The organism is Bradyrhizobium sp. Kon69 (assembly GCF_055807515.1).
Window position 1 is genome coordinate 45,268 of the sequence record NZ_JBVVOS010000014.1, and the last position, 14,178, is coordinate 59,445.

The 14,178-nt window shown below is 63.9% G+C and carries 14 protein-coding genes; 9 read left to right on the forward strand and 5 right to left on the reverse strand.

All coding sequences use genetic code 11. From position 1 onward, the window contains the following. Positions 1-32: 32 nt before the first annotated feature. Complete coding sequence (locus AC0L3U_RS19430) at positions 33-869, forward strand: DeoR/GlpR family DNA-binding transcription regulator (protein WP_473362834.1); 837 nt, start codon at positions 33-35, stop codon at positions 867-869. A gap of 10 nt (positions 870-879) precedes the next feature. Here AC0L3U_RS19430 and AC0L3U_RS19435 read toward each other — a convergent pair whose 3' ends face one another. Together AC0L3U_RS19435 and AC0L3U_RS19440 are read right to left on the reverse strand one after the other, a co-directional pair. Then, a complete protein-coding gene (locus AC0L3U_RS19435; protein ID WP_473295067.1) occupies positions 880-1,302 on the reverse strand; it encodes a PIN domain-containing protein in 423 nt (140 codons plus the stop codon). Next, positions 1,302-1,553: a type II toxin-antitoxin system prevent-host-death family antitoxin gene (locus AC0L3U_RS19440; protein WP_456765640.1), complete on the reverse strand. Its 252-nt coding sequence runs from the start codon at positions 1,551-1,553 to the stop codon at positions 1,302-1,304. Before AC0L3U_RS19440 ends, AC0L3U_RS19435 begins: the two co-directional genes overlap by 1 nt. Positions 1,554-1,800: 247 nt before the next feature. On the opposite strand from AC0L3U_RS19440, the gene glpD reads away from it, so the two are divergent. The 7 genes from glpD (at position 1,801) to AC0L3U_RS19475 (ending at position 9,503) form a co-directional block, all read left to right on the forward strand. Next, positions 1,801-3,351, forward strand: coding sequence for a glycerol-3-phosphate dehydrogenase (glpD, locus tag AC0L3U_RS19445; RefSeq protein ID WP_473362835.1), 1,551 nt, complete (start codon positions 1,801-1,803; stop codon positions 3,349-3,351). After that, positions 3,348-4,487 (forward strand): ABC transporter ATP-binding protein, encoded by a 1,140-nt coding sequence (locus AC0L3U_RS19450; RefSeq protein WP_473362836.1) that lies wholly within the window; start codon positions 3,348-3,350, stop codon positions 4,485-4,487. The genes glpD and AC0L3U_RS19450 overlap by 4 nt, the downstream gene beginning before the upstream one ends. Before the next feature lie 12 nt (positions 4,488-4,499). After that, the gene (locus AC0L3U_RS19455) at positions 4,500-5,585 is read left to right on the forward strand and encodes an ABC transporter ATP-binding protein (RefSeq protein WP_473362837.1); all 1,086 of its coding nucleotides are present in this window, start codon (positions 4,500-4,502) and stop codon (positions 5,583-5,585) included. Beyond that, positions 5,585-6,487: a carbohydrate ABC transporter permease gene (locus tag AC0L3U_RS19460; protein ID WP_473362838.1), complete on the forward strand. Its 903-nt coding sequence runs from the start codon at positions 5,585-5,587 to the stop codon at positions 6,485-6,487. Before AC0L3U_RS19455 ends, AC0L3U_RS19460 begins: the two co-directional genes overlap by 1 nt. Next, positions 6,487-7,293, forward strand: coding sequence for a carbohydrate ABC transporter permease (locus tag AC0L3U_RS19465; protein ID WP_473362839.1), 807 nt, complete (start codon positions 6,487-6,489; stop codon positions 7,291-7,293). Before AC0L3U_RS19460 ends, AC0L3U_RS19465 begins: the two co-directional genes overlap by 1 nt. A 10-nt stretch (positions 7,294-7,303) precedes the next feature. Then, positions 7,304-7,633, forward strand: a complete 330-nt coding sequence (locus AC0L3U_RS19470) for a DUF2160 domain-containing protein (protein ID WP_211398805.1) — start codon at positions 7,304-7,306, stop codon at positions 7,631-7,633. Positions 7,634-7,760: 127 nt separating this feature from the next. After that, a complete protein-coding gene (locus AC0L3U_RS19475) occupies positions 7,761-9,503 on the forward strand; it encodes an ABC transporter substrate-binding protein (RefSeq protein WP_473362932.1) in 1,743 nt (580 codons plus the stop codon). A 189-nt stretch (positions 9,504-9,692) separates the two neighbouring features. On the opposite strand, the gene AC0L3U_RS19480 is transcribed toward AC0L3U_RS19475, so the two are convergent. The 3 genes from AC0L3U_RS19480 to AC0L3U_RS19490 all read right to left on the reverse strand — a co-directional run bounded on the left by AC0L3U_RS19480 (position 9,693) and on the right by AC0L3U_RS19490 (position 12,889). After that, positions 9,693-10,793 carry an alkene reductase gene (locus AC0L3U_RS19480; RefSeq protein ID WP_473362840.1) on the reverse strand — a complete coding sequence of 367 codons (1,101 nt, stop codon included), beginning with the start codon at positions 10,791-10,793 and terminating at the stop codon, positions 9,693-9,695. Between the two features lie 183 nt (positions 10,794-10,976). Further along, positions 10,977-11,480 (reverse strand): DUF1993 domain-containing protein, encoded by a 504-nt coding sequence (locus AC0L3U_RS19485; protein WP_473362841.1) that lies wholly within the window; start codon positions 11,478-11,480, stop codon positions 10,977-10,979. A 107-nt stretch (positions 11,481-11,587) separates the two neighbouring features. Next, positions 11,588-12,889: a lytic murein transglycosylase gene (locus AC0L3U_RS19490; RefSeq protein WP_473362842.1), complete on the reverse strand. Its 1,302-nt coding sequence runs from the start codon at positions 12,887-12,889 to the stop codon at positions 11,588-11,590. A 299-nt stretch (positions 12,890-13,188) separates the two neighbouring features. Between AC0L3U_RS19490 and htpX the strand changes: the two genes are divergently transcribed. Continuing rightward, positions 13,189-14,121: a zinc metalloprotease HtpX gene (gene htpX / locus AC0L3U_RS19495; RefSeq protein WP_473295075.1), complete on the forward strand. Its 933-nt coding sequence runs from the start codon at positions 13,189-13,191 to the stop codon at positions 14,119-14,121. Positions 14,122-14,178 lie beyond the last annotated feature (57 nt).

Below are 14,178 nucleotides of genomic sequence, written 5' to 3' on the forward strand. Positions count from 1 at the left end.
ACCATGCAGCTTCCTGACTTGAGGCCATCGTCGTGACCGGATTGACCCATCGCCAAGCCGAAATCCTCAACATTGCGCGGGCCTCGGGCCGCGTCATGGTCGAGGAGCTGGCGCGCAGGTTCGAGGTTTCGGCGCAGACCATCCGCAAGGATCTCAACGATCTCTGCGAGCGCCGCTCGCTGACCCGCATCCATGGCGGCGCCATCATCGCCTCCGGCGTCGAAAACCTCGCCTATGAGGCGCGGCGCTTCGTCGCCGCCGACGAGAAGAAGGCGATTGGAGCTGCGGCCGCCTCCCTGATCCCGAACGGCTGCTCGCTCTTCATCAACATCGGCACCACGACCGAGGAGGTCGCGAGCGCGCTGACCTCGCACGAGGATCTCCTCGTCATCACCAACAATCTGAACGTCGCCATGCTGCTCTACCGCCATCCCCGCATCGAGGTGGTGGTCGCCGGCGGCACGGTACGACGCGCCGACGGTGCGGTGGTCGGCTCGACCGCGACGCAGCTGATCGGCCAGTTCAAGGTCGACTACGCCATCATCGGGGCGTCCGCGATCGACGAGGAGGGCGCGCTGCTCGACTTCGACTATCGCGAGGTGCAGGTGGCGCAGGCCATCATCGCCAACGCCCGCAGCGTCATGCTGGTCGCGGACTCGACCAAGCTCCGCCGCAGCGCGCCGGTGCGCATCGCACATATCAGCCAGATCCAGACCTTCGTCACCGACCAGGAATTGCCCGAGCGCCTCGCCACCATCTGCCACGGCAAGGGCATCGAGGTGATGGCGGCGATGCCGAAGGCGGCGGACATGGATGATGCGGCAGCGGACCCGCCGCAGGAAGCGGCACCCGTCGTGCGCCTGCGATAACGGCGGGTTCTTAGCTGGCTGCCTGTTCCCACGGGTTTATCAGCGGCACGCCGGTCGGTTCGAAGTCGCCCACATTGCGCGTAACGATCGTCAAGCCGTGAACAAGGGCGGTTGCTGCAATGAGAGCGTCGCGTTCGGCCCGTGGGTTGGGAACGTGAAGTTGCGCGCAGCGCAGCGCGACGGCGGTATCAACGGCCAGGATTCGATTTTCAAAGCGAGCCAGAATGTGATTGTCGATCCAAGCTCGCAGGACTGCACCTCGCGCGGCGTCTTTGCGCTCGATCAGGCGTGCTCCGAGTTCGATTTCTAATATCGAGATGGCGGAAATGAAGAAGTCCGCCGCCGGACTTGCATTGGCCCATGCTGCGACATTGCGATGAGCTTTATCTGGCCGCCTCAGTTCGGAAATTACATTGGTGTCCAGCAGAAACATCAGTCGAGATCAGCGGGCTTGAAAATTCGGCCGGCAACGCGGGGCGGATCGAAATCGAAGTCCGTCTCTGCCTGCCCCAATGCTTCAGCAAGGCTCATGTGCCCGCCAGTCAGACGCAAATAGTCTTCGATCGTCAGCAGGACATGGGCGGGCCGACCGCGGTCAGTAATAAAGACCGGTCCCCGCGAAGCTGCTTTTTTTGCGCCGCTGGTATCGTGATTGAACTCTCGGCTGGTGAGACTGGTCACCATTGTTTGCGCCTCCTGATCGGCCGTATTCCCTGATGGATCATATGTAGGCACGTAACTACATTCAAGCCTTTGGAGCGTCGCTCGTCCGCGGCTCTGCCCGAGGCGGTGCTGTTTTTTCGTTCGCGCTGCCCACTTAAAAGTTCCGCTTTCACTTCCTTCCTCCCCTCTTTCATCTTGCTTTCGTTTTCTGGTGTGATCTAATCAAAAGCGAAAGTAACCGCTCGATTGAACGGGCGGTCGCCGGGGGATGCGTCTGTTGGAGCGTATTTTCGACCTCGCCATTATCGGAGGCGGTGTTAACGGCTGCGGCATCGCGCGCGACGCGGTGGGCCGTGGCAACACGGTTTTCCTGTGCGAAATGAACGATCTGGCGAGCGGGACGTCGTCCTGGTCGACCAAGCTGGTGCATGGCGGCCTGCGCTATCTCGAATATTACGAGTTTCGGCTGGTCCGCGAGGCGCTGATCGAGCGCGAGATTCTCTGGGGCATCGCGCCCCACATCATTCGCCCCCTGCGTTTCGTTTTGCCGCACCATGCGGGCCTGCGGCCGGCCTGGCTGCTGCGCCTCGGCCTCTTCCTCTATGACCACATCGGCGGCCGTCATCTGTTGCCGGCGACGCGCTCGGTCGACCTTGGGCGCGACGAGGTCGGCCGCCCGCTGATCCCGAACCGCTACGGCCGCGCGTTCGAATATTCCGACTGCTTCGTCGACGACGCCCGTCTCGTCGTGCTCAACGCGCGCGATGCCGCCGACAAGGGCGCCGAGATTCGCACCCGCACGCGCGCGACGGATATCAAACAGTCAGACGGCATCTGGACCGTCAGCATGATCGACACGCTGACCGGCGCGCGTTCGTCGATCCAGGCTCGTGCGCTGGTCAATGCCGGCGGTCCCTGGGTCGAGGATGTGCTCGGCCGCGGCGCCGGCGTCAACGCCAAAGCCAAGGTGCGCCTGGTGCAAGGCTCGCACATCGTGGTCAAGAAGCTCTACGACCACGACCGCGCCTACATGTTCCAGAATGCCGACGGCCGCATCATCTTCGTCATTCCCTATCAGGACGATTTTACGCTGATCGGCACCACCGACCGCGACTATGACGGCGATCCCGCCAAGGTGAAGGCGACGGCCGAGGAGATCCAGTATCTCTGCACGGCGGCGAGCGAATATCTGGCCAAGCCTGTCACGCCCGACGACGTGGTCTGGACCTATTCCGGCGTGCGTCCGCTCTACGACGACGGCGCCAGCGAAGCCAAGGCCGCGACGCGCGACTATGTGTTCGAGCTCGACACGCCCGGCGGCGTGCCGCTGCTGTCGATCTATGGCGGCAAGATCACGACCTACCGCCGCCTCGCCGAGGAGGCGCTGGAACGGCTCGCGCCCTATCTTCGCAGTGCGAAAGCGCGCGAAGGCTGGACCGGCAAATGGCCGCTGCCCGGCGGCGACATGGGCGTGTCCGATGTCGATGGCCTGATCGCCGAGCTTCAGCGCGGCTATCCCTTCCTCAGCCACGAGCATGCGCGGCGCCTCGCGCGCGCCTATGGCACGAGGGCGGTCAAGCTGCTTGGGGATGCGAAATCGGCGGCCGATCTCGGCCAGGCCTTCGGTGCGACGCTGACCGAGCGCGAAGTCCGCTATCTCATGGCCAACGAATGGGCCGTTACCGCCGACGACGTCGTCTGGCGCCGTTCCAAGCTCGGCCTGCGACTAAGTGCCGACGAGATCGCGGCGCTTGACGACTGGATCAGGACCCACGCCGTGCAGCAAAGTCCCCTGCTGGAAGCCGGAGGACGCCCATGACAGTGACACTCGACCACGTGACCCGGACTGTCGACGGGATCCCACATATCCGCGACGTCTCGCTGACGCTCGAGAGCGGCACGCTCAACGTGCTGCTCGGGCCGACGCTGTCGGGCAAGACCTCGATCATGCGGCTGCTCGCAGGCCTGGACAAGCCGACATCGGGCAAGCTGCTGGTCAATGGCAAGGACGTCACCGGTGTCGACGTGCGCCAGCGCTCGGTCGCCATGGTCTATCAGCAGTTCATCAACTACCCTTCGCTGTCGGTCTACGAGAACATCGCTTCGCCGTTGCGCGTGCAGGGCAAGCCGCGCGCCGAGATCGAAGCCCGTGTCGCGGAAGCCGCCCGGCTGCTCAGGCTTGAGCCGTTCCTGAAGCGCACGCCGCTCCAGCTTTCCGGCGGCCAGCAGCAGCGAACTGCGATGGCGCGCGCGCTAGTGAAGGGCGCCGACCTCGTGCTGCTCGACGAGCCGCTCGCCAATCTCGACTACAAGCTGCGCGAGGAGCTGCGCACCGAGCTGCCGCGCATCTTCGAGGCATCCGGCGCGATCTTCGTCTATGCCACCACCGAGCCGACCGAGGCGCTGCTGCTTGGCGGCAACACGGTGTGCATGTGGCAGGGAGAGGCGCTCCAGATCGGCGAGACGCCGAAGGTCTACCGCCGCCCGCAGACCTTGCGCGTCGCGCAGGTGTTCTCCGATCCGCCGCTCAACCTCGTCGGCATCGAGAAGAAGAACGGTTCCGTGCAATATGCGGGCGGCGTTGCGGCGCCGGCGTCCGGTCTCTATTCCTCGCTCGCGGACGGCGCCTATCGCGTCGGATTTCGCGCCCATCAGCTCGTGCTTGCCAATGGCGAGACCGACCGACACGCCTTCCATGCCACGGTAACGGTGACCGAGATCACCGGTTCGGAGAGTTTCGTGCATCTGACCCGCGACGGATCAAACTGGGTGGCGGTGCTGCATGGCGTACACGAGTTCGAGCCCGGCCAGACCCTCGATGCCGTGCTCGATCCCAACGACGTCTTCGTTTTCGATGCGGCAGACCGTTTGGTTGCCGCTCCTAGTCCCATAGCGTTTTCAAGCGAAGTGCCGAGCGGTTCGCGTGAAGAAAACGCGTCAAAGAAAAAAGCCTGAGGGAGGTGCGACATGGCCCGCATTGACCTCGTCGATCTCGCGCACTCCTACGGCGGCAATGATGCGCCGCAGGACAGTTTTGCACTGAAGCCCGTCACCATGACCTGGCGGCAGGGCGGCGCCTACGCGCTGCTCGGGCCGTCCGGCTGCGGCAAGACCACGCTGCTCAACGTCATCTCCGGCATCATCACGCCGTCGCGGGGCAAAATCCTGTTCGACGGCGAGGACATCACACCGCTGTCAACCCAGAAGCGCAACATCGCCCAGGTATTCCAGTTTCCGGTGATCTACGACACCATGACGGTGGGGCAGAATTTGGCGTTCCCTCTGAAGAACCGCGGCGTGCCGAAGGCCGAGATCGACAAGCGCGTCGCCGAGATCGGCCGCCTGCTCGACCTCGAGCCCTATCTGAACCGCAAGGCGACGCGGCTCACGGCCGATGCCAAGCAGAAGATCTCGCTCGGCCGCGGCCTCGTTCGCTCCGACGTCGCCGCCGTGCTGTTCGACGAGCCGCTCACCGTGATCGACCCCGAGCTGAAATGGCAGCTCCGCTCCAAGCTGAAGGCGCTGCATCGCGAGCTCGACTTGACGATGATCTACGTCACCCACGACCAGACCGAAGCGCTGACCTTTGCCGACACCGTGGTGGTCATGCATGACGGCCGGGTGGTGCAGAGCGGCACGCCGGCCGAGCTGTTCGACAAGCCGGCGCATACCTTCGTCGGCTACTTCATCGGCTCGCCCGGCATGAACATCCTGCCGGCCGAGGTGAGGGGCCGTGAGGCCAAGATCGGCGGTCATGTGATCGCGCTCAACCGCAGCTACGACAAGCTGCCTGGTGGCGCGAAGATCGAGATCGGCGTCCGTCCGGAATTCGTCGAGGCCGTCGCGCCTGCGCCCGGCCTGCTCAGTGCGAAGATCGAACGCGTCGACGACCTCGGCCGCATTCGCTTCGCGCGTGCGCGGCTCGGTGATGCAAAGCTCGCGGCCCGCGCACCGGCCGGCTTCACCAGCCCGGATGGCACGGCCGGCTTGAAATTCGACCCGTCACACGTCCACGTCTATGCCGACAGCCTTCTGGTGGAGGGAGCCGCCTGATGGACAAGACCGTCAACCAAAAAGCCTGGTTCCTGGTGCTGCCGGTGTTCCTGGTCGTCGCCTTCTCGGCAGTGCTGCCGTTGATGACGGTGGTGAACTATTCGATGCAGGACACCTTCGGCAACAACCAGTTCTTCTGGAACGGTGTCGGCTGGTTCAAGGAGTTGCTCGATCCTTCGACCGACCTCGGCGGCCGCTTCCTCGCTTCGCTTGGCCGCAATTTGTTCTTTTCCCTGGTGATCCTCGCGATCGAGGTGCCGCTCGGCATCATCGTCGCGTTGTCGATGCCGCGCCAGGGCTGGACGGTTGCAGCCTGCCTCGTCATCCTCGCGCTGCCGCTGCTGATCCCGTGGAACGTGGTCGGCACGATCTGGCAGATCTTCGGCCGTCCCGACATCGGCCTGCTCGGCTATGTCCTCAATGCCATCGGCATCGACTACAATTACGTGTCCAATGACATCGACGCCTGGGTCACCGTCATCGTGATGGACGTCTGGCACTGGACCAGCCTGGTCGCGCTGCTGTGCTACGCCGGTCTGAAGTCGATTCCCGAAGCCTATTACCAGGCGGCGCAGATCGACGGCGCCTCGCGCTGGGCCGTGTTCAAGGCGATCCAGCTGCCGAAGATGAACCGCGTGCTGCTGATCGCGGTGCTGCTGCGCTTCATGGACAGTTTCATGATCTACACCGAGCCGTTCGTGGTGACGGGCGGCGGCCCCGGCAATTCGACGACTTTCGTGTCGATCGAGCTGGTCAAGATCGCGCTCGGCCAGTTCGACCTCGGCAAGGCCGCCGCGCTGTCGCTGGTCTACAACCTCATCATCCTGATCGTCTGCTGGATCTTCTACACCGTCATGACCAATGCCGGCGCCGACCGGAAATCGCATGAAGGAGCCGTGTGATGCACTCGATCCCCGGCCGTCGCCTCATCATGGCGCTGTTCTTGATCTTCCTGCTGTTGCCGATCTACTGGCTCGTCAACATGAGCTTCAAGACCAACGCCGAGATCGTCTCGACGATGACGCTGTGGCCGCACGCCCCGACGCTCCAGCACTACAAGCGCATCTTCACCGACGAGAGTTGGTATTCCGGCTATATCAACTCGCTGGAATATGTCGTCCTCAACACCATCATCTCGATCTCGGTGGCGCTGCCGGCAGCCTACGCGTTCTCGCGCTACCGCTTCCTCGGCGACAAGCATCTGTTCTTCTGGCTGCTGTCGAACCGCATGGCGCCCGCCGCGGTCTATGCCCTGCCGTTCTTCAACCTCTATTCGGCGATCGGGCTGTTCGATACGCCCTGGGCGGTCGCGCTCGCGCACTGCATCTTCAATGTCCCACTGGCGGTGTGGATCCTGGAAGGCTTTGTCTCCGGCGTGCCGCGCGAGATCGACGAGACCGCCTTCCTCGACGGCTATTCCTTCCCGCGCTTCTTCCTCAAGATCCTGGTGCCGTTGATTGCGAGCGGCATCGGCGTCGCCGCCTTCTTCTGCTTCATGTTCTCCTGGGTCGAGCTGCTGCTCGCGCGCACGCTGACCTCGGTCTCGGCCAAGCCGATCGCGGCGATCATGACGCGCACGGTGTCGGCCGCGGGCATGGACTGGGGCCTGCTGGCGGCAGCCGGCGTGCTGACGATCATCCCGGGCGCACTCGTGATCTGGTTCGTCCGCAATTACATCGCGAGCGGCTTCGCGCTCGGTCGGGTTTAGGGAGGCGTCAATGGAGTCGATTGCATGGATGGCCTGGACGCCGCCGACGGCGATCTTCTTTGTCGCGCTGGCCTGCACGCTGGCCGTGATGACCTGGCTCGGGGTGGCTTATCCGGAAGCCGAGCGCGTCGGCGTGCTGCGCATCCCGACCACGCGCGGCGACCGCCTGTTCATCTCCCTGATCACGGCGGCGGTCATCCACTTGCTGTGGATCGCCTTCGCCGGCACCGACGCTCTCGCCACGCTGCCGATCGGCGAGGACGGACTTGAAATTTCGCGCCTTTGGATCGCATCAGGAATTTCGCTGGCCACGGCCGTACTCATTTTCCGCACGGTCTAGCCCGCGAAGGAACGGCCAGATCCGGGACCAACCCGGGCCTGTAAAAAGTTTGTCGCTGCAACGGAGGAATAACATGCGGCAGTTTAGGAGAAGGGAACGTCCATTGACCAAGAATAGCTTTCTGACGATGTCCAGCGTCGCCGCCATCGTCGCGGTGTCGCTGGCCGTCTCGGCGCCGGTGCGCGCCGCCGACGACGCCGCGATCCAGAAGTGGATCGCGGAATTCCAGCCCTCGACGCTGTCGAAGGACGAGCAGAAGAAGGAGCTGGAGTGGTTCGCCAAGGCCGCCGAGCCCTTCAAGGGCATGGAGATCAACGTGGTCTCCGAAACCATCACGACCCACGAATACGAGTCGCAGACGCTGGCCAAGGCGTTCTCCGAGCTCACCGGCATCAAGCTCAAGCACGACATCATCCAGGAAGGTGACGTCGTCGAGAAGCTGCAGACCCAGATGCAGTCCGGCAAGAACGTGTACGACGGCTGGATCAACGATTCCGACCTGATCGGCACCCACTTCCGCTATGGCCAGACCATCGCGCTGTCGGACTACATGACCGGCGAGGGCAAGGACGTCACCGACCCCATGCTCGACGTCAACGACTTCATCGGCAAGTCGTTCGGCACGGCGCCGGACGGCAAGCTCTATCAGCTGCCCGACCAGCAGTTCGCGAACCTCTATTGGTTCCGCTACGACTGGTTCACCAACGCCGACTACAAGGCCAAGTTCAAGGCCAAGTATGGCTACGAGCTCGGCGTGCCCGTGAACTGGTCGGCCTATGAAGACATCGCCGAGTTCTTCACCAACGACATCAAGGAGATCAACGGCGTCAAGGTCTACGGCCATATGGACTATGGCAAGAAGGACCCGTCGCTCGGCTGGCGTTTCACCGACGCCTGGCTGTCGATGGCCGGTAACGGCGACAAGGGCATCCCGAACGGTCTGCCGGTCGACGAATGGGGCATCCGCATGGAAGGCTGCCGTCCGGTCGGCTCCTCGGTCGAGCGTGGTGGCGACACCAACGGTCCGGCCGCGGTCTACTCGATCACCAAATACCTCGAGTGGATGAAGAAGTATGCTCCGCCGCAGGCTCAGGGCATGACCTTCTCGGAGTCGGGTCCGGTGCCGGCGCAGGGCAACATCGCCCAGCAGATGTTCTGGTACACCGCCTTCACCGCCGACATGGTGAAGCCGGGCATCGCCGTGATGAACGCGGACGGTACGCCGAAATGGCGTATGGCTCCGTCGCCGCACGGTTCGTACTGGAGGGAAGGCATGAAGCTCGGCTACCAGGACGCCGGCTCCGTGACGCTGCTGAAGTCGACCCCGGCGGATCGCCGCAAGGCAGCCTGGCTCTATCTCCAGTTCATCGTCTCCAAGACGGTGTCGCTGAAGAAGAGCCATGTCGGTCTCACGTTCATCCGTGAATCCGACATCTGGGACAAGTCGTTCACGGAGCGTGCGCCGAAGCTCGGCGGCCTGATCGAGTTCTACCGCTCGCCCGCGCGCGTGCAGTGGACCCCGACCGGCAACAACGTGCCCGACTATCCGAAGCTGGCGCAGCTGTGGTGGCAGAACATCGGCGATGCGTCGTCCGGTGCGAAGACGCCGCAAGCCGCGATGGACTCGCTTGCCGCCGCGCAGGACTCCGTCATGGAACGCCTGGAGAAGTCCGGCGTGCAGGGTGCCTGCGGTCCGAAGCTGCACAAGAAGGAGACGGCCGAGTACTGGTTCGCCAAGGCCCAGAAGGACGGCACGATTGCTCCCCAGCGCAAGCTCGCCAACGAGAAGCCGAAGGGCGAGACGGTCGACTACGACACCCTGATCAAGTCGTGGCCGGCACAGCCCCCGAAGCGCGCTTCGCTGCAGTAAGGCACATCAACATAACGACGAAAGGCCGGGAGCAATCCCGGCCTTTTTTTCTTTTTATTGTCGTGGATTTTGCTTCCACCGTCATTGCGAGCGAAGCGAAGCAATCCAGAGTCTTTCCACGGACGTAGTCTGGATTGCTTCGTCGCTTCGCTCCTCGCAATGACGGAAGGATGGAGCGACGACGACGCCTTACTCCGCCGGTTCAGCCGCCAGCGCCGGGTAGTCCGTGTATCCCTTCGCGCCACCGCCGTAGAACGTGTTCTTGTCCCAATCGTTCAGCGTCGCGCCCGTCTTCAGCCGCTCGACGAGATCGGGGTTGGAGATGAACGGCTTGCCGAAGGCGATGAGATCGGCCGCGTTCGCGTCCAGCACCTTGGTGGCGAGATCAAAATCATAGCCGTTGTTGGCGATATAGGCGCCGGGGAAGCGCTTGCGCAGGCCCGCATAGTCGAACGCCGCGATGTCGCGCGGACCGCCGGTGGCGCCCTCGACGACGTGGAGATAGACGAGCTTCAGTGCGGCGAGACCGTCGACGATATGGTCGTAGAGGGCTTGCGGGTTCGACTCCGAGATATCGTTGGCCGGTGTCACCGGGGAGATGCGCATGCCGGTGCGCTCGGCGCCGGCCTCGGCGACGACGGCCTTGGAGACTTCCAGCATCAGCCGCGCGCGGTTCTCGATCGAGCCGCCATAGGCGTCGGTCCGCTTGTTGGTGCCGTCCTTGGCGAACTGCTCGAGCAGATAGCCGTTGGCGCCGTGGATCTCGACTCCGTCGAAACCGGCCTCGAGCGCGTTCTTCGTGGCGCGCTTGAAATCGTCGATGATCCCCGGAATTTCGGAGAGCTCGAGCGCACGGGGCTCGGAGACGTCGGCGAAGCCGCCGTTGACGAAGGTCTTGCCCTTGGCGCGGATCGCGCTCGGCGCCACCGGGGCTGCGCCATTGGCCTGAAGGTCGACGTGCGAAATGCGGCCGACATGCCAGAGCTGGATGAAGATCTTGCCGCCGCGCTGGTGCACCTGATCGGTGACCTTGCGCCAGCCGGCAACCTGCTCCTTGGAGTAGATGCCGGGGGTGTCCTGGTAGCCCTGGCCCTGCTGCGAGACCTGGCTCGCTTCGGTGATCAGAAGGCCTGCGGAAGCGCGCTGGGCGTAATAGTCGGCGGCGAGGGCGCCGGGTACGAAGGTGCCGGGAACGGCCCGGTTGCGCGTCAGCGGCGCCATCACGAAACGGTTCGCAAGCGTGATCGGGCCGAGCTTGTAGGTCTCAAACAATTTGGTCGAACGGCTCATGAGAATGCTTCCAGGCGATGAGTGGTCCGGAACATTTGTGCATCGCGGCAATCAACGCAAGGGAGGAGCCATACGGAAACTGCAGGCGAGCTGCGCAGCGGAGCCGCGGAGCATAAATCATGTGCAATTTCAGCCGCGGCAGTAGATTCGATCTCCCGCCGCGGCTGCTTGAATAATCGCGTATCAGTTCGCGCCGAGGAAATCGCGCTTGCCGATCTCGACGCCGGCGTGGCGCAGAAGGCCGTGGGCGGTCGCGGCGTGGAAATAGAAGTTCGGCAGCGAGAACGCGCTCAGGAATTGCTGGCCCTTCATGGTGATGGACTTGTCGGGGCCGGCCGGGAAGGTGACGTCCCTAGTGTCGGCGCCCTCGAACTGATCGGGCTTGAACGATTTCACGTAATCGATGGTCTTTGCCAGGCGCTGCTTCAACTCGGCAAAGCTGGTCTCGGTGTCCGGTGTGGACGGCACGTCGCTATGGGTCAGCCGGGCGCAGCCTTTGGCTGCGAAATCGCTGACCAGCTGGATCTGCTTCGACAGCGGCAGCATGTCCGGAAACAGGCGGGAGCCGAGCAGGACGCTGGGGTCGACCTTCTTGGCCGCACAATGCGCCTCGGCTTTCGTGAGCAGGCCGGTCAGGCTGTTCAGCATTTGCAAATAGGCGGGAACGACGGCGTCGTAGAAGGACATGTGATGCTCGCTCTGTGGTGGGAAATCTCAGGAGAAACCTGAGCCACTCACATGGGAACCTCATGGAAAAATACAATCGCGGCAGCGGCTTGTGCAGTGCGAAAATTCTATCGGATCGTCGCCGCCGGCTGTGCCTGCGCCGTGCCACCGCGCATCCGGGCCAAAAGCTCGGCGGTGGGCCAGGAATCGGCCGGGAGACCGTATTTGATCTGCATCGCCTTCACCGCGGCGCGGCTCTGCTGGCCCAGCACACCGTCGACCTTGCCGACGTTGAAGCCGGCCTGGACCAGAAGCTGCTGCAATTGCTTGAGCTCGTTGAACGGCAGCTGCGCGACCGGTGTGGATGGCTTTCGCATCGGGGCCGCGCCCGCGATGCGGGTGGCGAGATAACCCGCGGTGGTCGAATAGATCAGCGAGTTATTCCACTCGGTGTAGGCCGCGAAATTCGGGTACGCCATGAAGGCCGGCCCGTTCCGACCCATCGGCAGCAGCACCGACGCGGCAAGATTGTCGTTCGGCAGCGGCCTCCCGTCGGGATAGGTCACCCCGAGCTGCGCCCATTTCGAGCGCGGCAGCTGCACCGCAAGGTCGGTCTGATCCCACGGCAGGTTTTGCGGCACCTTGATCTCCTCCAGCCACGGCTCGCCGCGCCGCCACTTCAATCCGTTGGCGATGTAGTTCGCGGTCGAGCCGATCACGTCGTCCTCGCTGCGGAGGAGATCGCGACGTCCGTCGCCGTCGTAGTCGACGGCATAGTTGACGTAATGCACGGGCAGGAACTGGGTCTGTCCGAGTTCGCCGGCCCAGGAGCCGACCATCTCGTCGGGATGCAAATCACCGCGGTCGATGATCTTCAGCGCGGCGATAGTCTCGTTCACGAACATCTCGGAGCGACGGCAATCATAGGCCAGCGACACCAGCGACTTCAGCGTCGGCAAATTGCCCATGTTGACGCCGAAGTCGCTCTCCAGTCCCCAGAACGCGGCGATCACCGCCGGCGGCACGCCGTATTCTTTCTCCGCGCGCGCGAACGCGGCCGCATGCTGCTTGATGTGCTGCTGGCCGTTCTGCATGCGGTAAGGCGCGGCCATGCGGCCGGCGAATTCGGTGAAGAGCTGGCCGAACACGCGCTGGCCGCGGTCGCGATTGACGATGCCCTGGTCGTAGACGAGGTAAGGCGAGGCCGCCGCGATCGTCCGCTGCGACACGCCGGCGGCAACGGCCTGCTGTTTCACGTCGGCCAGGAAGCGATCGAAGTTCGCCCCGTTGTGGCACGACGCCGCGCGCGGGGAGGGCGCGGTGGCCCGGGGGATCGCCGGCTTTGCGGCCGGCGGCGCGAACTGGGCGGAGGCGGTTGCAGACAGCGCGACAAGAGTGACGGCCACGATCGCAAATCGGGTCTGGAGCATGAGGTTTCCGGGGGGAGGGCGCGTGGGGAATCTCGCCAAAGCTTAAGGGAATTGAGCGCCTCAAACCATCCCTTCGTCATGGCCGGGCTTGTCCCGGCCATCCACGCCTTTCGGCCTTGCGTGGAGGGAGACCGTGGATGCCCGGGACAAGCCCGGGCATGACGGAAAAGCAATGTTGGTCAAGTGCCGCGGCTCCGCGACGCACCTTGAAACCTTGCACGCGGACGGGGGTCATCCCTACCTCATGCTTGCCGGCCCGCAATCCCTCCAGCGGCCACGGCCGGCCTCGGGAGACGGCCATGAACTATCTTCGTACCGCAATGCTGCTTGCAGGCCTCACCGCCCTGTTCATGGGCGTCGGCTATCTGATCGGCGGTGCCGGCGGCGCCATGATTGCGCTCGTCATTGCCGCGGCGACCAATCTCTTCACCTACTGGAACTCCGACCGGATGGTGCTGTCCATGTATGGCGCCCATGAGGTCGACCGCAGCAGCGCGCCGGAGCTGGTCGGGCTCGTGGCCGAGCTTGCGGGCCGCGCCCGCTTGCCGATGCCGCGCGTGTTCCTGATGGACGAGCCGCAGCCCAACGCCTTTGCCACCGGGCGCAATCCGGAGAATGCCGCGGTCGCGGTCACCACCGGGTTGATGCGCCAGCTCAGCCGCGAGGAGCTCGCCGGCGTGATCGCGCACGAGCTCGCTCATATCAAGCATCACGACACGCTGCTGATGACCGTGACCGCGACCATCGCGGGTGCGATCTCGATGCTGGCGCAGTTCGGCATGTTCTTCGGAGGCAACCGCGACAACAATGGTCCGGGCATCGTCGGTTCGATCCTGATGATGATCCTCGCCCCGATCGGCGCCATGCTGGTGCAGATGGCGATCAGTCGTACGCGCGAATACGCCGCGGACAATCTCGGCGCACGCATCGCCGGTCAGCCGATGTGGCTGGCATCGGCGCTGGTGAAGATCGAAGGCGCGGCGCATCAGGTCCCGAATTTCGAGGCGGAACGAAATCCCGCCACCGCGCACATGTTCATCATCAATCCGCTGTCGGGCCACGGCGTCGACAATCTGTTCGCCACCCATCCCTCGACGCAGAATCGCATCGCGGCGCTTCAGCAGCTCGCAGCCGAGCTCGGCGCGCAGGCGTCGCCGTCGGTCGGCGCCAATGAGAACTATCCGCCGCGGAGCCCGTGGGGTCGCTCGTCGTCGCGCGGGCCGTGGGGCTGACGCAGCAGCGGCTCTAATTTGCGCGCTTTGTGACCTGTCGCACACAGGACGGTCCCG